Here is a 21,111-nt window from a genome sequence, read left to right as displayed (position 1 = left end):
GGTATGTAGGTGTCCGAAACCTCTAATTTTTCGAATAACGCTGTTTGCCTGTACTGTGATAGTATAAGAAATGCCCCTAAGAAAAAATGGTTTCTTTTCTGCTTCCCCGAAATCGAAGTTGGATAAACCCTGGCCCCGGCTTTGAAGAAAGCACCGGAAGTCCTTCGCTCGCTAATCCTGTCATTTACTTTATAATCTATTAAACCGCTATGGCCTGTCTTAAAAGTGTAGCCGAGATTGAAGTTCAGTGAATATCCTGGATGACGACTGAATTCAGAATTGATCTCAGCGGACTTTGCTATGATAGGTGGAATGTTAATACCCACACTAGTTTTCCATTGTGCATGACTTATCAGGGATGTGAAAAAGAACAGCGATAAAAAGTAAACCCTCATAGCATAAGTCGTTTTTTGCAACTATGACACCGATACGTTCAATTTAGTTGTCCCAGGCAAGAAGTCTCGCCTGCTTGTACACCAGCTGCACGATGGCTAGCTGCGTTAGGCGCGTAAATGTGTTCGATAATTTTATTCGGTGATTTTTGTGTACTCATAATCACTACTTCACACCACCAGCCGAATTATCCGGCAATAAGTTGAAGTTTTGCACAGGGGTATTTACCTGCTCAATACCGTTCGCATGGTTGTCAGCAGCAATTTATCTGCGAGCTTTTGCTCATCAGAATCGGGTGGCAGACCGAGCAGGCAATGAATTTGTCCTGAAAAGCAGTGAGCCCAAACTTGCACATTGGCATTTTGCAGTCGTTGGGCATATTGCTGACCTTCGTCCCGAAGTGGGTCAAACTCCGCGGTGAGCACCAGAGCGGGCGGCAAATTGCGGAGATCCTGACGGTTGATAGGCCCGACTTCCGGGTTGTCAAGACTTACTTGCGGTGCGTAGGCCTGCATGGTGTATTCGCAGAATGCTTTATTGAGGAAGTACCCGGATGCAAATCGCTGATAGGATGCATATCGGCTGTTGTTGCGCGCATTATCGGTAGACGGGCAATTCAGCACCTGTAACTTGATACGGTTCTGGATACCGTCCAGCTTCGCTTTCTGGCAAACGACCGCAGCCAGATTTCCCCCCGCGCTCAGACCTTCAACGATGATTCGCGAAGTGTCGCCACCAAATGTTTGTCCATGCGTGCTTATCCAATGAAAAGCATGGTAAGCATCATCAACTGCCGCAGGGTAGGGATGCTCCGGCGCGATCCGGTAATCTACCGCTACCACGATTGCAGCAAAGGCTTTCGCCTGCCGCCAGCATTCATATTGCATAAAAGGCAAAAGCGGGGTTACAAATCCGCCTGGATGGTAATATATGATGATGGGTAAGCCGTTGGCGTGGGACGGATTGTAGATTTGGATAGCTATGCTGTCAGCGGTTATTTTCATCGTTTGCCGGTCACCGGCAGCAAAGGGCAGGACCGGAACTCTTACATCCCGGATCTGTTCGACGGACATATTCGGAGACGCCGGCAGGTCGCGCAGCACTGTTTTAAGCGCGGTGGAAACCCGGGGGTCGAGCTTACCCTTATCACATGGCTGAGCCTGAACGTCGTAATGGCCGAGAGCAATTACCAGTATTCCAGAGAGTATTGTTTTCATATTGCCTGTTTTTGATGTAAAAATCAGGCACTTTAAATAATTGCAGGTGGTAAAAACGCGACAATGTTGCTGGTTATTGAGGAGTCTTGCAAACCGAAGCCGCGCTCCGGAGCGCCTTTTTCTTCTGTGTAATATTCAGCCGGAGTTACACCGGCCAGATCTTTAAAATCTTTGGCAAGATGCTGGTAGTCGTGATAGTTGCACAGCAAGGCGATGCTGAGCCAGTCAAGATCAGGACGATTGTATTTGAGAGCAAATGCTTTCGTCATGCGGGCTATTCTGGCGAAAAGCTTAGGGCTAATCCCCATCCGTTGCTTAAACAGGCGCTCGAACTGCCTCGCACTGAAACAGCTTGATTCCGCCATCGCAATCACAGAAGTGTTTTCAGGTTTCAATATTAATTGATGGGTCATTAAATCGACCGCGTGCTGATCCTTTTTAATGTTGCTTGCGAGGCTGAGCAAGAGACTTTCAACAATACCAATCATTTCCTGGGGTGATCCGGCATTTGCCAACCTTTCATTAACCCGAACCATTCGTTTTGGCAAAACAGCTTCCGCATCGATAAAAGTGTTTGTTAGTTCTGTCAGTGGTATACCAAGCATTCGATAAAGGACGCCAGGGTGAAAATTGACGAGTAACACACAAAATTCGGAACCAATCAGGTGGCGGTTAGTCCGCTCTGTATATTGTCCTATGATCACAGAGCGAGGGCGTGGTACAATCTGCCCGTTCGTAAGATACTCGACCTGCTCATTGCCGCGAGGGAAAAAAGCCAGGGTCTGCTCCGGTCGGGGGGCGTAAGGCTTGTAGGGTAAAGTGGTGCCGTCTGGGACTACAAAATGCCGCAGTTGATAGCACTGCACGAAGCAGCGTAATTGCGAGGCAGGTGTAAATTCTTGACAGATCATCTTGGACTGGACCTAAGAGAAGACGCATTGGGTCGACTAGCATTCTGTTTTCAAAACGTTCTTGAAGATAAGCAATAGTTGGCAACCGGACTAAGTATGTTTCAGCAGCTATTCAGTTCGCCTGATATTCACAAGTCGTTTTTCCGTACTATTTCGGTCGCAGATTATGTGATCGCTATCGTCGCCTTCACCTTTTGATTTCGGCCAGCGCCTTTTCTATCTTGGAGGCAACGCCTTGGCTTGGTCGACCCGTAAAATTCTCGATAATATTTCCGTCGGCACCGATCAAGACATAATGAGGATACACGCTTACCATATAATTTTTAGCCAGCGTATTCGTCCAGGAGCGGTTGGCGAATAAGTCGATTGTCTTTAGGCCGAATCTTTCGGAAATAGCCCTCCATTTTGCAATTTGCTGATCATCTGCCGCCCCTGGTGTGCCGGTACATATACTGATTATCTTGACCGGCTTATCCTTGAACTGCTCTACAAGCTTATTTTCATAAGGGATTTCTTTGATACAAGGTCCGCACGTCGTGAACCAGAAACTGAGATAGACTACCTGTCCCCTGTATTGGTTAAGTGTTACCAAAGAATCATTTGAATCAACCAAAGCGAAATTAGGCGCCTTGTCTCCAGCTTTGAGCAGTTTAATATTTGTGTTCGCACGGTGTCGTACATAGTCAACCAGGTATTGATGATTTGCTGGAAAGTGCTTGCCAAATTCTGTTTCGACCCGGTTCGGATTATCGACAGCACCGCTCAGCTCCCAGATCTCGAAAAAAGAACCCATGTTTTCACCCAATTCTTCTTTTGCGTAATCTGCCAGATTCTTCAAACCCAATGAGCTATTGGATTGGCGCATCTGCCAGAAAAGTTGCTCGCGAAGAAAACGAAGGTAGTCGTAGTGATACATACTGGTTTCATTCTTTACCTTGATCCTGTTTTTGAAAGCATAATAGGTTGTCGGGATTACCTGCTTTTTCTTTTGGTAGATGGTTTGATACCACACCATATATACCCTGAGCCAGGCGTCGGTATAGTCCAAAGCGTTTGTTTCATAAGTAATGAACCAATCTGGAAGCTTCCGGCCCTTTTGAAACTCTTTCCAAATCTCGCATTGAGCTGCATAGCTTTCATCCATCTTATGCTGAAAGGGGCCGAGGTCTGCCGCGCTCATCCCCACATTCATACATTCCTGAACGGGATCATTTAAAAGCCTTGTTTTCAATTGGTAGTACTGTTGAACTTCTTTATTTTTTCCTTCAAAGGACAGAACAGATTGTCCGGCCGCTTTACTTATATCGGCTAAAATCGACACATTAACTGTATCTCCGGGCCCACCCGCAATCTTATAAGTTGAGTCGGCTATATGCAGGAAAGACAGTCCCAGGTTTCGGCAAGGACCTGTCAAAAAAACTTCATTATCAACATGGGTTAAAGTGTCCTGAACCATACTGACATCATTTTTTGGAAAGCTATGGTAAGTACCCAACTTCACGAGAATATTCCCCGACTGAAGGACAGACTTAATATGTACGGTAATGACACCTTCCAGATCGAGATTTCCAGGCAATTTATGACTGTTCTGCGCTGAGCAAATGCTGGCAGTAGCGATCATCATAAGAATATACGCTAATACTCTCATATTTATATATTTAAGAATGTAGTATATTCAAATTTAAGTATTTTATATATTCAGCGCTATTTTCTTCTGAAAGTCTTTGCAATTGGTTGTTGAAAATCACACGACTGACAGATGATATCTGTAAAGGTTAGCCGCTAAAATATCCGATCGGTTTAACCAGCTGAATCTAATGGATCGCAATGTCTTTGTTTCTCACACCACTGCCTGAATTTGTCAGCCAGAAATTCCGGGCGATTGTCAGGCCCGGATCTGGCCTGGATATGGCCTGTTCAAAGCGATCAATTCCAACACATCAATCCCGTTGAGCAGGAAGTGAAAAATCGGCATGCGCCGCTGGCACTTCCCTGCTGCAATTGTCAATAATAGCGGCCGCCGCCGCTGTCAATACCCGAATTTTGTGTTTATTCGCAAGTCTGTCTACCTCTCCGATCAGACGATTGTTAATTATTGATTTGCACTAGCTTACTGTTCCTGTTTCCCGCTTGTCTGTGCATCAGCGTTCTTTGGTTCTTTTTCTGTCAGGAGTTTTCTATTTCGGCGAACAATTGTACATGGGGAAATTAAATGTAGCCCCGTTCGCCGAGGAAGTAATTATTCCATTTTCGCTCCATCGGTTTGAATGCATCGGGAAGGTTGGTGTTCACAGACCAGTACGTGGCGGCCAGCGAGGGTTCAATAAAGAAGCGGTTTTGAAATCGGCGAATTCCTTCCTTGTTCCGCTTCCGCCTTGATTTTGCCCGCTTCCCCTTCATTTTTTGCCTCTGAGCGCAGCCTTCATGCGAGTTTTGGTCTACAATCATTCAAGCGACGAGCTTGGTATCTCAAACTGTAAATCAAATCTGAACATGAAAAAGTTAATTTTCCTGAGTCTGCTCTTTACTTCTGCGAACAGCTTTGCGCAGGGGCCGTTGAAAAGTATCCTGGACCGCCTCCAGTTTGGTGTCAAAGCGGGTGGGAATTACAGCGACTTTGAGAATGCCGGTTTTGCAACCGAAGGCCTGCCAGGCTTTCATGCCGGCCTGATCGTGGGCTTTAAAATCAATGACAAACTTTCCGTTCAGGAGGAGTTCCTGTTTTCGCAGCAGGGAGCAAAGCTCAAAGGCGATTTTTTAGGAAAGCAGGATGTCAAGCTCTCTTACATGAGCGTTCCTATCCTGCTCAAGTACCGTACTCGGTCCGGATTCTATGCAGAGGTTGGAGCGCAGTCCAGTTTTAAGGTCAAAGAGGATGTCAGGGGACTAACCGGCGGAGATTTCGCTGAAAAGCTCGATTTTGGCGCGGTCGGTGGACTGGGTTTCCAATCCAGGCGCGGTTTTGGCATCGGCGCCAGATATGTGTACGGATTTTCCAAAGTGGGTGCCTTTCAATCCCCATCGGTAAAAAGTGACTTTACCAATTCTGTCGCCCAGGCAAGCATCTTCTATATTTTCTAGATACGTTTGGCCGTCGTCGAGGCCCCTCATCCTAAATCAGGACCAGAATATCCGGCTGAAACATCCAGTCGGGTATTATTCGTTTCCGTAGGCGACCCAAGGTATTTCACCTTCATTCATGCATTACCCCAAATGCAGAAAGCCCAACAATATCAGGGATCATTTCAATATGGAACAAAACAAAACGTCCGCCTGGCATAAAGGCAGATAGCTGATCCGAGGGGACCGATTCAGCCTTTGGATAGCCATTCCAAAAACATGGGCGCTTTCGCTTTGCTGATAATGATCTTCTCTTTAAGCGGGACGGAAATATTCAAAGAAAGTTTTCTGGAAAAGAAATTGGATGCGTCGATCACCACGTCCCTCGATATCAGGTACTGGCGGTTGGCCCTGAAAAAAAAGCCTGGCGACATTTTCTCCAGCTCGTCGAGTGCCTTGTTGGGATAATAGGTCTTACCGGAAAATGTAACTAGCCGTGTTGTCTCGCCTTCCAGATAGAACAATGCAATATCCTCGAATTTGATGGGGATGATCTTGTCCTGATGATATACGATCACCGATGCCGCCCTTTGCTTGCTACCTCCCGCGAGCATTTCCATCAGCGCTCCAAACTGCTGATGATGGCTGATCGAGAACGCTTCTTTTAACTGACTGTATTTCTGCAATGCCCTTTCGAGGGTCTCCAGCGTAAAAGGCTTTAAGATGTAATCGATCCCGTTGGCTTTGAAAGCCTCCAGCGCATATTCATCATAAGCAGTGCAAAAAATAACGGGGGACGCTTTTGGGGCAGTCAACAAAATTTCGAAGCTAAGCCCGTCCCCCAGCTGAATGTCGCTGAAAATCAAATCAGCCGGGGCAGCCTGGCTGAAATATGCGAGCCCTTCTTTAACGGAGTGGATTTGAACAATGCTTACAAGACTACCGAGCAACTGCCTGATACCGGCTTCCAGGTCTTCGGCAAGCAATTCTTCATCCTCTATGATCACTATATTCATCGGGCAGTAGTTTTATACTTACAGAAAACAAGTTCTGGTCCTCGCTCACAACCACCTGGTCGCCCGACAATAGCTGGTAACGCTCTTTGAGGTTGGCCAATCCATGGTTTGTCGATTCGGACTTATGATGTTTTCTCTGCAGATTATTGGATATCACAATCCGGTCGCCGCAAAGCGACAAAGTTACGCTCAGCGGGGCCTGACGGGTTAGCTCGTTGTGCTTGATGGCATTTTCCAGCAGCGGCTGAAGGGAGAAGGAGGGCAGGTAGAATTGCGCATGGGCCTGCTCAGGCACGGTGCTGGTAAAATGCAGCGCTTCCCCAAACCTCATCTGCTGCATTTGCAGATAGTCTTTTAATAACGCCATTTCCTGACCGAGCGTAGCTACTTTGGAAGTGTGACTAAACACGGAAGCCCTCAGGAAATTGGCCAGGTGAACGATGTAGGCGTCCCCGGAGCGTGGGTCTTTTTTATAAAGCGCTTTCAGGGTATTGAGCGCATTAAACAGGAAATGAGGGTGGATCTGCTGCTTCAAAAGCAGGTTGGCAGCTTCGGCATGTGCGGTTCTCAATTGCGATAATTCCAGGTCGGCCCGCACTTTCTGTGTTTGCAGCAGGATAAAATCCTGAAGAATGATGATGAGCGAATTCACCAACGCGCTGCCCAGTACAAATGCACCAAGCAGGGGCAGATCGGTAAAAGACCAGATTTTGTGGGAAAGATAGGCAAAAACAGGCCATATGAGCAGATAAGCGCCCAGTCCTGCCGCATAGGTAGAAGCATACCGGTACAGCTTAAATCTGATCGAATTGAATGGATAGTATTTCAGCAGCCCGACCATGATCTCTGTATTGGCAAAGCCGATCACGCTCACTACCACGGCCGTCATAATGGTATACAGTAGCGGGTGTTCCTCCCGCGTGTCATGCGAGAGGAACAGGTACACGGTCCCGCTGATCACCAGTGCCAGCAGCAGGTTGAGGCGAAACAAGCTTTTGGTGGGTACATGCGTATTCATAAAAGTAAACTTAATCATTTTTACCGGGTTAGCCCTGCTGTAATGGGGCATAGTCCGGCCTGGAAGGATGTGTAAAACACCGGCAAAAAGAATGAGGCTGGCAAAAAAGTATTTGTCGTTCATTGGGAAGGACCAATTAAGTCGATGGGTCAAAACAGGTTGTCGGAAGATGGCCAAAAATCATATATCCCGCCGCAAAAGCGGGGATATATGATTCCAGAGCTAAGTACAATGGTATCCTCAATATTCGACGATGTGCGCGGCGATGTTTGACGCGGAGGTGCCGGTCAGGTAAATAGTGTAAATTTTTCCACCTTTTAACGCAGGGACTGTCACATTGGTCACGGTCTTTTTCAATGCCAGCCCTTCTAGTTCCAGCGACAATGTTCCAGCCGTGACATTGATGTACTTGCTCTCCACATCCCTGGTCAAGGTATTGACCAGCTTGTTCCCCGCGGCGTCCTTAATGATCAGATCGCCGGGGGCGCCGCTGGCAAAGTGCAGGAATTTGACACGGGCCACACCTGCCGGCGGGTAGGACAATTCGTCTTCATATTGTTTGATACGGACATCGTTGCCGTCGCCCCTTAGAAACACGGTGTAATGCCTGCCTCTGACCATGTATAGTTCCCCTTCGGCTGTATGGGCCGAGCTGCCTTCGTTCCGGAACCGGGCCGACAGCCGCATACCTGAAACCGTGGAAATAAAATCCGAGGCATCTGTAAAATCAAGGCCACCGCTGACTATCGCGTTATCGACAAGGTAAAAACTTTGGGCAGTGGCATCGGGGGCTGCATTGACTACCTTCAAATTGGCCGAACCGGATTCATCGATGTTATTTTCTTCGCAGGATGACCCCAGTGTCCCCAGTGATAGCATGGCCACCGCCGTAAGAAGTGTGCTAAAGATCGGCTTTGTTCTCATGATATAAATTGTTTAATGTGCAATAAGGGAAGCGCCAGCTCTCTCTGGCGGTCAGGTGTATACGCGGGGAGTTTGTCCCACAGAAGCAAAGTTGTCGATACCGGCTGTTTGGAGGTTATAGAAAAACGCCCAGGCAGGCAAAACGGCGGCGGAATGTAGCCATGGGCGGGGTGAAATTCCGGCGACTTGTTGTGGGGGCAGCGGGCTGGCCGTGCGTCGGCGTTTACCAGAAACGCGGGTTTTTGGTTACCGCCGATAATGTCTATATTTCAAGCCTACCCGCTTCACCGGCATATTGGCCTGCATTCCATGAAGAAGATCTTTTCCCAGTTTAGTTGGTTCCATGTTTTCTACTGGATCATTGCCTATATCTTGCTGTCTGCCATTGTGATGCTGCTTTTAAAATCCCAGAACCTTAATCTGGCTATCAGTATTCCTGCCAACATTTTCAGCGCGACGGTATTGGGTATTTTTCAGGGAATTACATTCACTGTCGTTGAACGCCGTTGTGATAATGATTTTTTTAAACGACAGTCATTGGCCGTCAATGCTGTTGTAAGGGTATCGCTGTATTTTTTGACGACAATCGCAATACTGGGAGCGTTCAGATATTTTTTCGTTTCGCATATTCGCTATATGATCATTGATCCCGCACCTGCGGTGGATAATGAGGGCTCGTGGCGATATATCTTCGCGTTGATCCTGCTTTATAATTTTATGATGTCCATCATGGTCAGTTTCATAGAGCTGGCGGGTAAACAATTTTCCCGCGGGACGATGCTGCCGTTGTTAATGGGTAAATATCAGGTACCCAAAGAAGAATACCGGGTTTTTCTGTTTATGGACCTGCAATCGTCAACGACGATCGCAGAGCAATTGGGTCATTTTCAATATAGTGCACTGATCCGCGAATGCTTTCTGGACATCAATGCCACTGCCTCCAGGCACAAAGGCCAGATCTATCAATATGTAGGGACGAGGTGGTGGTAACATGGGACGGCAATGATCCTTCCAGCCACCTGGATTGTGTTCGCTTCTTCTTTGATTGTATTGCACGCTTCAAGGAGAAATCTGATCATTACCGGAAACGATATGGACTTCAACCCGTTTTTAAGGCTGGCGCGCATGTCGGAATGGTTACCGTGGTGGAAGTAGGCGAAACTAAAAGAGACCTGGCTTATCATGGCGACACCCTGAACACCGCTTCGAGATTGCAAGGCCTTTGCAACGAATATGGTCAGTCGTTTCTGATTTCCGCCGCGCTGGCCAGTCAGATCAGTGATGGCCTGTTTGCTGTGAATTTTTTGGCAAACATTCAGTTAAAGGGAAAGAACACCGCGGTCGGTATTTTTTGGGTCGATCCGATCGGAATTTTCCTGAAATAAGAGAGCCCCTTTTTGATACTTCTTATCCTACTCATCGAAAAACTCGATTTCCGCAATGGCAAGCGACTTACCGGTACCTTCAATTCGCGTAGATTCAATCTTAACAAATCGTCCTTTTAACGGACCTGTAAACAGATGTTGCCGGCTGGTAGGGTCGTTCACCAGGTTACCGAACTGAAAAGCCCGGGAATCCTTCCAGTTCTTTCCATCGTCGCTAACCTGGATCGTGCCAGCGGCGAGCATCCCTTTGGGCTCATGTGTTTGCGGGGTGTATATAAATCCGGAAAGGTTACTGGTTTTGCCGAGATCGATGATTAGGAAATGGTTGCGTTCGGTGCTGTCCGACTGCCAGTAAGTGTCCGGATTTGAGTCGAATGCGAATTTATTTTCATGCTTGTCCGTTTGACTATCGGACTGGGCCGCACTCCATGTTTTTTGAAAAAGACCCAACCGCCTGTCTGTAACACTGCCAACCTTTTCCCTGCTGATGGCCACCGCTTTTACATCGACAGACTCGGCTGAAAATGGCCTTTCATATATTTTCGAATGCAAACCGGGTTGAGAGCCGTCGGTTGTATAGAAAATTTTGAGGTCTTGATTGGTATTTTTGGAGGCATTCTGGCCGTGAGGCTTCCATCCGAAATTCTCAAAAGGCTGGATATGGACCAGTCCATCTCCGTCACGTGTTATTTGCAGGCGCGGCGGATGCGGTTCGTAATAATGGGCCGATACGTGGGCTATGGCCGGGTTGAGGCGAGAGCCGGTAATACGGACCCGGAACCGGTTCGAAGTAACATCGGCAAAACGCAGGATACGCTTGTAGCCGATGTTTGTGGCTTTGGCCACCGGCTTCCATGCATTGCCAACCCAGGCGTCTATCGTGTGGGCCTCGACCCGCTCCCCATGGGTAGCAATGGCTTCCTGTAACACGATCCGGTTTATTTTTTCCGGTTTGGGCAGCGTGATGGTGAATTCACCGGTGTTGGAAGCAAGTAAAAGATAAGTATTATCCTTCTGATCCAGCACCTGTTGCGGACCTGTTGCATGGTCAAAAAGATTGGTCCCGTAAGTCTTGCTGATCCGTTTGCCCGTTTCAAGCAACACATCCACATCTTGTAGCGGGAATTTACCGTCCCTGTCGGGCGGAATATTCAGCAGGAAAGTAGAATTGCCCCCAACCGAACGCTCGTAAATGTCGAATACATCATCGGCGCTTCTGACTTTCTGGTACACATCGTCGCGATAAAACCAGCCTTCCCGGATAGAGGTATTGGTTTCAGCTTGCTGGTAATGCAGAAATCGCCCTTTTCGTAAATCCTGACGGTTTCCCAGTGACGGCTGCGTGAGATCGCCGAACCTCGTCATTTTCCGTGGATCGTCCTCATATGGGATCACATTCCATTCCGTATCGCGTGTTTTTCCCGCTTCATTTCCACACCATCGGACGTCTTCCCGCCCGAAAATGACCGCTTTGGGGGCGAGCGTCCTGATCAGTTTTTTCCATGCCAGGTAATCGTACTGCTGGTTTCCCTTTGTTTTGGGGTGAGCGCCATCAAACCAAACCTCGTCGATAGGGCCATACTCGGTCAGTACTTCGAAGAGCTGATTGAGAAAGTACTCATTGTAATCGTCTACTACGAATTCAAATTTGGCTTTATTGATAAATGGTCGCCCGGCAACGGGCCTCGGAATGGCTCTTTGGGTTGGCTTACTCAGATTTCCATATAGACCGGCCGGGTTCTCGATCTGAAAAAGATCCGCTGGCGATAAGTAGATGCCAAGTTTTAATCCCGACTTCCGGCATGAGGCTGTCAGCTCTTTCAGAATATCGCCTTTGCCATTCTGAAACGGGCTCGACATTATGCCATGCGTAGTGTACCTGCTCTGCCATAACACAAAGCCATCATGATGTTTAACCGTCAGGATAACCATTTTCATCCCCGCGGCTTTCATGGAATGGCACCATTGATCGGTATCCAGGGATTTGAGGGCAAAAATTCGGGGATCTTCCATGCCATTTCCCCATTCCATTTGCGTGAAGGTATTTGGGCCGAAGTGCACGAAAGCAATAAACTCGTTTTTCAACGCCGCATACTGGTTTGAGGTAGGCACTACGTGGGCTGCCTTTCGCACGATCTGGGCTTCCGTGTCGGAGGGATTCAGTTCGATCGTGCTGGCAGATTGTGCAATGGCCGGCGAGCCTGTGAGCGCGATTTGGCCGATATAGATAATTGCGGCGGAAAGCCGCCTGATTTTGGAGTTTATTCGCATTACCAAGGATTTGTATGGACGAGTTGCCAATATTTTAATTTTAATTAACAATTGTTTAGTAAATATAAACATTCTTTGTTTTAAATTTGTTTTACTGTCAATTTTCCTGACAGCCGGGACTCAATGGCCGACATAGCCGGAAGTGTATTCGGACCGTGGTAGGGAAGGGCAATGGGCATTCTGCGGGCCATACTATTTGGAGGAGGCGGCGCCCGGCTATGCGATCCTGAAACTTGATGAGACGGAACCGGTATTATGAACACAACTTTAAAATTGCATAGTTATGAGACGTCGATTATTCCTTCGCACGGCTGCGTTATCACCTGTTTGTCTTACAGGGGCGGAATCTCTTGTTAAGCCGAAAGAAATCATTCGCTTTGGCATTTGCACAGATTTACACCATGATCTGATCCCTGACGGAGCGGAGCGGTTGACAGCCTTTGTAGCCGCGATGAACCAGCAAAAAGCGGATTTTATTATTCAGCTTGGAGATTTTTGCATGCCCAAGGCCGTCAACCGGCCTTTGTTAGATGTCTGGAACAAATTTTCAGGCCCCAAATACCATGTGATCGGCAATCACGAAACTGATGGAGGTTTTAATCATACGCAAGTCATTGATTTTTGGAATGCAAAAGGCGCTTACTATTCGTTTGATGCAAACGGGTATCACTTTGTTGTTTTGAATGGCAATGAAAAGAATCCGATCGGAACTTCAAAAGGCTATCCCAGATACATTGGTGCCGCCCAAAGGCAGTGGCTGGTCCAGGATCTGGCTGGTACAAAACTGCCAGTGGTTGTTTTTTGCCATCAAGGATTGGATAACGATGTGGCAGGCATAGAGCAGGCCCTGGCGATCAGGCGTATCTTCGAGAAGGCAAATGTGCAGGCTGGTTATTTAAAGATAAGGATCGTGTTTAGCGGGCATCACCATCTGGATTATCAAAATGAGATAAACGGAATACAATACGTCCAGATTAATAGCATGTCGTATTACTGGGCCGGGGAGAAAAGAAATACCACGCCCTACGGTGAGGAACTGGCTAAAAATTACACTCACCTGTCGTCAATGCTCCGGTATAAAGAGCCCCTTTGGGCGATGGTCACGCTTTTTTCGGACGGTCGCGTGGAAATCAGCGGGAAGAAGTCCGACTTTCTGGATGTGTCCCCGTCGGAGGTGAATCTGACAGAGGCAGAAAGTATTTATCCGGTGGTATCCGTGATTTCACAAAGACATTTCTTGTTGCCAAAGGTTTAGTGTTTTACAAAAAACGGCGACTGGAACAATCCACACAAATAAAGAAAAGATTTACCCAATTAATAGGGTGCTTACGGGACGGATTTATCCCAGTGTGCCAGCTCTCCCGTAAGCGACAGAAGAACGAAAAAGCCGCCCGAATTTTCATCTGGCGGCTTTTTCGGTGAATTACATCCTCTATTTATCTTAATGTCGCCCTGCGCTTCGCATTGCTTGCATGGGCCGAACGCATCACCTAAAAACCAGAAGTTGGCCTACAACTATTCTTTTGCTGATCATCAAATAATTATCTTCGTTTATGAGGAAGCCGATAGATATTCAACAACATATTCCCGCGAGTGCCAAAATTTTAACGGGTTTATTATTGGGTAGTCGCGGCCGGTTAAGATTTCTAGTATAAATCACCATGTATTTCACCCGTTTACCGGATCATTCCCAACCTGGCTTTAATGAAGCGCAGCATTTTGATCAGTTCAGAAAGCACAACATTGTCTTTAATGCCGAGAGCAAAGAAAGTCATTGTGACGACCATGTAGGCTGTCTTTCCATTAAAACAGTATTGAGCGGCGAGGAAATTTACGGCGTCGGTGGCCGGGAATTGGCAGTGCGTCCGGGGCAATTCCTGATCTTGAATAATGATCAACGTTACGCTTGCCGCATTAGCAGTAAGGAGAAAGTACAGTGCTTGTCCGTCTTCTTCAAAAAAGAGTTTGCCTCGTCGGTGCTATTTGATGCACTGCACAGCGAGGAGTTTTTACTGGACCAGCTTGCCGCAGGTGATGATAGCATGCCTGAATTTTTTCAGACCCTTCGTCCGATAACACCGGATATGGACCGGCAATTTTCCGGCCTTGTACACTTGCTGGAAACCAAGGGATATCATGAGGCGATGACCGATGAATATCTTGTCTTCCTGTTACGCCATCTGATAACTATACACCGGGTGGACCTAAAGATCGCCGGGCAGGTCAAAGCAGTTAAAGCCGGGACCAGAAAGGAAATCTACAAACGCTTATGCATTGCCAGGGATATCTTGCATTCTTCTCCTGGTGAGCATGTTGATCTAAGCAAGATCGGTGCCCAGGCCGGTCTGTCGGTCCCGCAACTGGTCAGGCAGTTCAAATCTGCTTTCGACACTACACCTTACCAGTACCTTGTCGGTATCCGATTAAAGCAAGCAGCTGACTTGTTGCGAGATACGGACGAGCCGGTGCAGGACATTGCCTGGACATGCGGCTTTGAAAATGCCGGTGCTTTTAGCAGGGCATTCAGGTCGGTCTACGGCGTGCAGCCAACGCGATTCAGGGCAGATAGGTAATTTGAGCATTTCTGCACAGTGCCGTTGTGCAGGCCTCTGTACTTTTGCGCATCTAAATCACCTGTTGTATGATAACCACGCTGATGAAATCCGGAAGCTTTATCCCGGTACTGATATTCATTATTTGTTCACAGCATGCTGCTGCCCAACAGGCATCGATTCCGCTCTACGAAAGCCAGGTGCCCAATGCCCGCAATGCCCCGACAGATTACAAGGAGCAAACAGATGCCGACGGGCGTGTAACACGGATAACGCAACCGGCACTCATCCCTTTCTTGCCCAGGAAAGAAACCGCTACTGGTACTGCGATACTTATCTTTCCGGGAGGAGGTTATCGCCTCCTGGCATTGGCGGCAGGCGAAGAAATAGCGAAGGCACTAAGCGAAGCGGGTATTGCCGCTTTTATTGTAAAATACCGTTTGCCCAACGATACGATCATGGTTGATAAGTCCATAGGGCCCTTGCAGGACGCACAGGCGGCCATCCGGCTGGTACGCAAGAGAGCGGCTGAATGGGGCATTAACCCTGGTAAGGTAGGTATGATGGGGCTTTCGGCTGGCGGTCACCTGGTGTCGATGGAGGGAACGCAGCAAAATAGGGTCGTGATCGACAACAAAGAAAAGATAAGCCTTCGCCCGGACTTTATGGCGTTGCTGTATCCTGTGATCATTTACGACCCGGCCATTCCCCGGACCCGTGAAAACCTGATCGGCAAAAAGCCTTCCGCGGAATTACTGAACCTGTACAGTACCGACAAGCATGTTACCACTACTACGCCACCCGCCTTTCTGGTACACGCCGCAGATGATGACGTGATCCCTGTCAACAACACGCTCTCTTTTTTCAATGCCTTGCGGTACAACAACGTAAAGGCCGAAATGCATATACTGCAATCGGGCGGGCATGGCTTTGCCCTCACGGATTCGAACAGCAAAGACAATTGGTTTAGAATGTTCAAAAGTTGGCTGACCGAAAACGGGTTTTGAAGATCTAAATTTCAAACCGTACATCGCTTACCTGATAAGACCGGCCTGCCAGCATTTGTTATAGCTTGGGCTGGTGTTTGTCATTTGCCCATAAAAGCACCAGCCATAGCTGACTTCGATTTCCGCAAGCTCATCCGGCATTAGTAACATCCTTAAAATTCATACCTGCACGAAAACCCTGTCTACGGCGCAAATCTTCACCGGCTCGAAATGGTCGATTCCGATGAAAGCTACAAGTATTCAAAAATAATGTCGGCAAATTTTTTGAACCCGGGTGGTCAGCGCATTTTTTCCAATCCGGTCGAAGGCCGGATCGTTTCATTCGTCAATGATATGTTGGCAGTCAACCCATAGCTATCCTGATAGGGGCATAAGCAGCACGTCATGGGCATAGATCGGCAGATCGGCGAGGGATCATTCGTTAGCAATTGCATGAAACGAACCCGGAAGAAGAGCGATCGAAGATTATTTTGAAGAAAAAAGTGCTTCCCTGTCAGAAAATGGATAAATAGGTAATAACAGTAAACCAATCTTCAAAGTCAGATCTATGGCCATTTTTGAAAGATCACGTGACGGGCATATATTAAATGAAATCAGAGCGGAAAGACGGCCCGCAGAAGGCAAATTGTTTGCCGAACACAAGGAGAGGATTAAACGACATGTTGAGCGTCATGGAAGCGATGTTCTGGACCGGCCTTTCGAGGCCGAGGATATTGCCTGCATGGCGATCCAGGTGCTGGTCGGGAAGGCTCGGGAATCGGGTGAGTATGCTTTGAAGGAAGACGGGACCAATGTCCGGTTTTTGTATTCGACAGCTAATAATCTGATTATGAGTGAACGGAGGGCCCAAAAAGTTGAGAGGTATGATGCCCGATGGGGACCCGGAGATTTTACCGGAATACGAAGCGCCGAAGAAGCTCTATTTCGATCAGGGCTTCTGGCAGATCGTCTCGGAAATAGAACATCGATATAATCTGGAAAAAGAGGCGCGGGAAGAAAACAATCTGCGCGTGATCGGATCGACTTTTGAGAGGATTATCCGGTCGAGATTTGTGGACCTGTGCGATCGGCACCCTGTTTACGGAACACTTGCCAAGTGGGACTCTAAATTTTATGTTCGGGGTGAATGACAGGGTATACCTCACAGTGCCGTTCTATAATAGTATTGCGGGAGAGTTGGTTAATCTGCAATTCGAATATAACTCTCAGAGCAACAGTTGGAAGCAGGTGCAAAACTTCATTGGGCCTGCCGCTGGCTACACGAGCTTTACCATCGGGTCGGTCGGGTACAATGGATTGAGCCATTATCAGAAGGATATCTGGGCATATACACCTTAGGCGACTTTTCAGGAAGAGTGTTCAACAGACTCTAAGTAACTTGGCGGGATACATCATAAACTCTCGACAGGCTTCCGACAATGCAGTAGATCAAGGTGAAATTGTTGTCGGAATCGGTCATGATCAGCTTCCCATTTCCCGTGACTGCTTCTGCTACATAAAAGCACCTAAAACCTCGTCATTGCTTCGTGTATGAAAGTCTGGGAGGCGGGTTCGTACGAATGTGGCCAGCTTGAAGGTACAATCCGCCGTTTTTCATGCGGATTGTACCTTCAAACCCGGTTAAATATAGGTAGTTGTGGTGACTGTTAAAATTTGAATGTGACAGTAGTTACAAAATTTCGAGTTGGGTTGGGGGCACCCCAGAATCCCCAGCTCTTCTGATTACCTATGTTGTTGAGCTTGAACCCGATCCGGAATTTCTGGTTTTCATAAAAAGCACTCGCATTGACAACGTGGTAAGAGGGCAGCAAGAACAAATTGGTATCGTCGAAATAGGCGTCCGAGACATAATTGCCGCCAGCACCCAGACCGAAATTCCGAAGCGCGCCTGCCTGGAACTGGTAATTGACCCAGTAGTTGGCCACGTGCTGGGGCGAGTTGTTGGAAATGTTCCGGTCCAGGTTTTCGGCACCGAGGATGCGGTTATCGTTGTAGCCATAGCCGAGGATCATGGTCAGGCCCGGGGCAGGATTAGCGGTAAAATCCCACTCGATGCCCTTGCTCACCTGTTTTCCGTCCTGAAATGCGAACGAATTGCTTCCGTAGCGGATTGCGTTGTCGATGTTGATATAGTAGTAACTCAATGTGGTGTTCACTTTCTTATCCGATAGTTCAGCTTTAATACCACCCTCATACTGTGTAGCGTAAATCGGCTTCACCTGCAATGTCGAGCCGTTGGGTTGTACAATCGGCGGGTAGTTTTGATAGCCGTTCATATAGTTCGCGAACAGCGACACTTTGTCTTTCACTACCTGGTAAACCAACCCGAGCTTGGGCGAAAAAGAGCTTTGGGTGTACGGCGACGACCAGGGACCGGCTGATTGATCGTCGATGTATTCGTACCGCAAGCTCAGCATGGCGAAGAGGCGGTCGTTGAAACTGATCACGTCCGACACATAAGCGCCATAAGTGATGGAATTCGAGCGTCCCCAATTCAGCATTGTGCCGGGAACTAGCGCACTGTCGACCAGTATCCTGTCCACCTTCGGGTTGTTGTTCCGGATATCGAGCGTCCGGATCACGCCGGTGCCGCCGCTTTCACCCCGGCCCAGGAACTGGTTGAAGTTTAAGCCGGTGAGGAAAGTGTGTTTCAGTACACCGGTATTAAAACTGGTATTAAAATTCTGTTGCAGATTTGTATAGGTATTACTCACCGGGCCATACCGTGAAACGTCGAGGGTAACCTCATGAGGCGAGATCCAGATGGGGTAATCCTGATAGCTCCGCTCGGTAAACTCATTTACATAAGAAAAATTGGTGGATGAAGTCCAGCCGCCATTCATCTGGTACTTAGCTTCCCCAAAAAACTTGATCGTGTTCGTTTTGGCGTCCAGGTCGTTATCCAGTAATGATTTCTTGTAATCCAACGGGATGTCTGCATAAGAGCGGATCCCGGCATTCTCGGCGATGCGCACGTAAGTCGGGCGTACGGAGTTGACGCTGTAAACCTCCGCATCCACAAGTACCGAGAGGCGGTCGGTTGGCTTATACAAAATGCTTGGAGCAAAGAGCATACTGTTGTAAAAGCCTCTTTCATTATAGCTGTCCTGCCTTTGAACGGCTGTGTTGACTCTCATTAACAAGCTGTTGTCGCTCTTCAGGGGCACGTTCACGTCGGCGCTCATCCGGCCCAGGCCGAAGCTGCCGGCAGAAAGGTCGACGGTGCCTTTGAAAGTTTCAAATGGTTTTTTGGTCACCAGGTTCACCACGCCGCCGAAGGAGGAACTTCCTGCACCAAACAATGTTCCCGAGGGCCCTTTGATAAATTCGATCCTTTCGATATTGGCAATGTCGGCACTGCCCCTTCCCGAGGTGGTTTGCAAGCCGTTGCGCGCATCGATTCCCGTAGAAAACCCGCGCGACAATGCCCCGATCCCGCCGCTGGGATATAATGCGGCCACTACGCCGGGCGCATTTTTAAATGCGTCGGTAATCGCGACGATGTTCTGCTGCCTGATCAGCTCTTTGCCCACAATGTTGAATGCCTGAGGGTTTTGGAGGTTGGTAATGGGCATGCGGGCCACCATATCGGACGATTTGTCGGTAACGCGGTTGGCTGACGACCGTACAATCACCTCCTGTAATTGCCGGTTGTCTTCGGCGAGGGTGAAATCGACCGTGCTCACTTCGAGCGCAGAGACGCTTACCTGCTTCTTTTGGGTGACCAATCCTGCAAAACTGGCTACGAGTGTATAGGTACCGGCAGGCACTCTGTTGATCATGTAAGCGCCGGCTTCACTTACTACCGCACCGCGGTTGGATTTTTCGAGAACGATGTGAACGAATTCGGCGGGTTTGCCGTCGGAGGTTGTCACATTACCGCGGATAGTTCCCGTTTGAGCCATGGCTTGGATGCTCATAAGGAGGAAAACAATGGATGGAAATCGCTGCATGGGGTGATTTTGCTTGACTGTTTTTGGATGGTGCAAATGTATTGTTCAATTTGTTATTTGTAATTAGATTAAATAATATTTTTATTCGTTTCTTTGCTGGCGATTCCGGCATGTACTATAACCTGCACTCGTTTGAAATTGAATTTCAAAAATCTTATCGCTACCATTCACCTCTGGCTGGGGATGGTGGCAGGAATGGTGGTGGTGGTCAGCATGACAGCCGCCGCCATCTTCGTCTGGGATACCGAGCTGACCGACTGGTATTACCACGACTACGTATTTGTAGAACCTGAAAGCAAGGCCCGTCTGCCGCTTTCCCAACTGACAGAGATAGCGCGGAAAGCAGTGCCCGGGAAAAAATTGTCGTGGATCGATATTGCTAACGACCCGAACCGGGCCTACATTTTTACCACTTATAAAGACAACAGGCAATCGACGGGCTGGACACACTGGGACGATTATTTGCATTGGGACCAGATTTACGTCGATCCTTATACGGGCAAAGTGCAAGGCGTGATCAACATGCTTAAAAACCCGATCGACCTGACGCGGCGTTTGCATCAGAACATGCTGCTGCGGTATGACCTAGGGCATTATGTCGTGGGATTCGCCACTGTTTTTGTGATCGTCCTTTCGATTACGGGAATTGTATTGTGGTGGCCGAAAAATAAAGCCGCTCGGAATCAGCGCTTTACGATCAAATGGGACGCGCGTTGGCGCCGGGTTAATTACGATTTACATAATGTAGGCGGGTTTTATGCACACCTGCTGATTCTGCTTTTCGCGATTACCGGCCTCGTCTGGACATTCGACTGGTGGACCAATGGCATTTATCGTCTGCTTGGTAACGACCCCGCCGAAGTTTTCCCGACACATGAAAGCCCTGTGGTACAGTTTCCGCTCCCCGACCGGCCGATCGACAAAGTGCTTGCGGATGTGACTACCAAACGTGCCGACTGGAAAACGGTGAACCTGTATTTGCCCGTTCCGGAGAGCGGCCGCGCGGAAATAGGTGCCTTTCTGGCATTTGAAGGCGATACCGGCTGGGACGAGTCGGACCAATATGCTTATCATCCGAATACGGGTGAGTTGTTTCATCAAAGGCATCAGGACGAGAAGACGCTGGGCGCCAAATGGCGGAATTCCAACTATGCCATTCACGTGGGCAGCATTTTTGGTTTACCTACCAAGATATTAGCCACTTTCGGGGCACTCTTTTTGGCAAGTCTGCCCGTTACCGGCTTTCTGATCTGGTGGGGGCGGCGCAAAAAGAAGGGCAAACCGAAGGAAAACTTGCTCCGAAAGGTCGAGCGAAGAGCGCCCGTTTATCCCAAACAAAGCAGCGGCTCCGTAAAATAACCGCCTCAGCTGCATGAGGAATAACTACGAGAGAATCCCGCAGAC

General features: G+C 48.3%; 18 protein-coding genes. 9 read left to right on the top strand and 9 right to left on the bottom strand.

All coding sequences use genetic code 11. The features are described from left to right. Nucleotides 1-617: 617 nt before the first annotated feature. The 4 genes from BP71_RS10805 to BP71_RS10790 form a co-directional block, all read right to left on the bottom strand. Nucleotides 618-1,610, bottom strand: a complete 993-nt coding sequence (locus tag BP71_RS10805; protein WP_496378954.1) for an alpha/beta hydrolase — start codon at nt 1,608-1,610, stop codon at nt 618-620. A 32-nt stretch (nt 1,611-1,642) separates the two neighbouring features. Further along, nucleotides 1,643-2,521: an AraC family transcriptional regulator gene (locus tag BP71_RS10800; RefSeq protein WP_496378952.1), complete on the bottom strand. Its 879-nt coding sequence runs from the start codon at nt 2,519-2,521 to the stop codon at nt 1,643-1,645. 187 nt (nt 2,522-2,708) lie between these two features. Then, a complete protein-coding gene (locus tag BP71_RS10795; protein ID WP_496378950.1) occupies nt 2,709-4,169 on the bottom strand; it encodes a TlpA family protein disulfide reductase in 1,461 nt (486 codons plus the stop codon). 560 nt (nt 4,170-4,729) lie between these two features. Then, nucleotides 4,730-4,969, bottom strand: a complete 240-nt coding sequence (locus BP71_RS10790) for a hypothetical protein (protein ID WP_496378948.1) — start codon at nt 4,967-4,969, stop codon at nt 4,730-4,732. A gap of 45 nt (nt 4,970-5,014) precedes the next feature. Between BP71_RS10790 and BP71_RS10785 the strand changes: the two genes are divergently transcribed. Next, nucleotides 5,015-5,602: a porin family protein gene (locus BP71_RS10785; RefSeq protein WP_496378946.1), complete on the top strand. Its 588-nt coding sequence runs from the start codon at nt 5,015-5,017 to the stop codon at nt 5,600-5,602. A 230-nt stretch (nt 5,603-5,832) separates the two neighbouring features. Here the strand turns inward: BP71_RS10785 and BP71_RS10780 are convergent, their stop codons facing one another. The 3 genes from BP71_RS10780 to BP71_RS10770 all read right to left on the bottom strand — a co-directional run bounded on the left by BP71_RS10780 (nt 5,833) and on the right by BP71_RS10770 (nt 8,539). Beyond that, the gene (locus BP71_RS10780) at nt 5,833-6,597 is read right to left on the bottom strand and encodes a LytR/AlgR family response regulator transcription factor (protein ID WP_496378944.1); all 765 of its coding nucleotides are present in this window, start codon (nt 6,595-6,597) and stop codon (nt 5,833-5,835) included. Further along, the gene (locus BP71_RS10775) at nt 6,572-7,633 is read right to left on the bottom strand and encodes a sensor histidine kinase (RefSeq protein ID WP_496378942.1); all 1,062 of its coding nucleotides are present in this window, start codon (nt 7,631-7,633) and stop codon (nt 6,572-6,574) included. Before BP71_RS10775 ends, BP71_RS10780 begins: the two co-directional genes overlap by 26 nt. A gap of 222 nt (nt 7,634-7,855) precedes the next feature. Then, nucleotides 7,856-8,539, bottom strand: coding sequence for a DUF4397 domain-containing protein (locus tag BP71_RS10770; RefSeq protein ID WP_496378940.1), 684 nt, complete (start codon nt 8,537-8,539; stop codon nt 7,856-7,858). Between the two features lie 258 nt (nt 8,540-8,797). Here BP71_RS10770 and BP71_RS10765 point away from each other — a divergent pair, with 258 nt between their 5' ends. Both BP71_RS10765 and BP71_RS10760 read left to right on the top strand, forming a co-directional pair. Continuing rightward, nucleotides 8,798-9,529, top strand: coding sequence for a hypothetical protein (locus BP71_RS10765; RefSeq protein ID WP_496378938.1), 732 nt, complete (start codon nt 8,798-8,800; stop codon nt 9,527-9,529). Continuing rightward, entirely contained in the window at nt 9,520-9,924 is a 405-nt protein-coding gene (locus tag BP71_RS10760) for an adenylate/guanylate cyclase domain-containing protein (RefSeq protein ID WP_496378936.1), read from the top strand. Before BP71_RS10765 ends, BP71_RS10760 begins: the two co-directional genes overlap by 10 nt. 27 nt (nt 9,925-9,951) lie before the next feature. Here the strand turns inward: BP71_RS10760 and BP71_RS10755 are convergent, their stop codons facing one another. After that, nucleotides 9,952-12,195: an alpha-L-fucosidase gene (locus BP71_RS10755; RefSeq protein ID WP_496378934.1), complete on the bottom strand. Its 2,244-nt coding sequence runs from the start codon at nt 12,193-12,195 to the stop codon at nt 9,952-9,954. Between the two features lie 283 nt (nt 12,196-12,478). Here BP71_RS10755 and BP71_RS10750 point away from each other — a divergent pair, with 283 nt between their 5' ends. The 5 genes from BP71_RS10750 to BP71_RS10730 all read left to right on the top strand — a co-directional run bounded on the left by BP71_RS10750 (nt 12,479) and on the right by BP71_RS10730 (nt 17,092). Continuing rightward, the gene (locus BP71_RS10750; protein WP_496378932.1) at nt 12,479-13,450 is read left to right on the top strand and encodes a metallophosphoesterase family protein; all 972 of its coding nucleotides are present in this window, start codon (nt 12,479-12,481) and stop codon (nt 13,448-13,450) included. 406 nt (nt 13,451-13,856) lie between these two features. Next, nucleotides 13,857-14,768, top strand: coding sequence for a helix-turn-helix domain-containing protein (locus BP71_RS10745; protein ID WP_496378930.1), 912 nt, complete (start codon nt 13,857-13,859; stop codon nt 14,766-14,768). A 68-nt stretch (nt 14,769-14,836) separates the two neighbouring features. Then, nucleotides 14,837-15,754, top strand: a complete 918-nt coding sequence (locus BP71_RS10740; RefSeq protein WP_496378928.1) for an alpha/beta hydrolase — start codon at nt 14,837-14,839, stop codon at nt 15,752-15,754. Nucleotides 15,755-16,617: 863 nt separating this feature from the next. After that, the gene (locus BP71_RS10735; RefSeq protein ID WP_496378926.1) at nt 16,618-16,884 is read left to right on the top strand and encodes a hypothetical protein; all 267 of its coding nucleotides are present in this window, start codon (nt 16,618-16,620) and stop codon (nt 16,882-16,884) included. Next, the gene (locus BP71_RS10730) at nt 16,877-17,092 is read left to right on the top strand and encodes a hypothetical protein (RefSeq protein ID WP_496378924.1); all 216 of its coding nucleotides are present in this window, start codon (nt 16,877-16,879) and stop codon (nt 17,090-17,092) included. The genes BP71_RS10735 and BP71_RS10730 overlap by 8 nt, the downstream gene beginning before the upstream one ends. Nucleotides 17,093-17,400: 308 nt before the next feature. On the opposite strand, the gene BP71_RS10725 is transcribed toward BP71_RS10730, so the two are convergent. Then, nucleotides 17,401-19,674, bottom strand: coding sequence for a TonB-dependent siderophore receptor (locus BP71_RS10725; RefSeq protein ID WP_496378922.1), 2,274 nt, complete (start codon nt 19,672-19,674; stop codon nt 17,401-17,403). Nucleotides 19,675-19,839: 165 nt separating this feature from the next. On the opposite strand from BP71_RS10725, the gene BP71_RS10720 reads away from it, so the two are divergent. Continuing rightward, entirely contained in the window at nt 19,840-21,066 is a 1,227-nt protein-coding gene (locus tag BP71_RS10720; RefSeq protein ID WP_496378920.1) for a PepSY-associated TM helix domain-containing protein, read from the top strand. The last annotated feature ends 45 nt before the right edge of the window (nt 21,067-21,111 follow it).

The organism is Dyadobacter ginsengisoli DSM 21015 (assembly GCF_059568735.1).
This window is presented reverse-complemented; position numbering and strand designations above follow the sequence as displayed.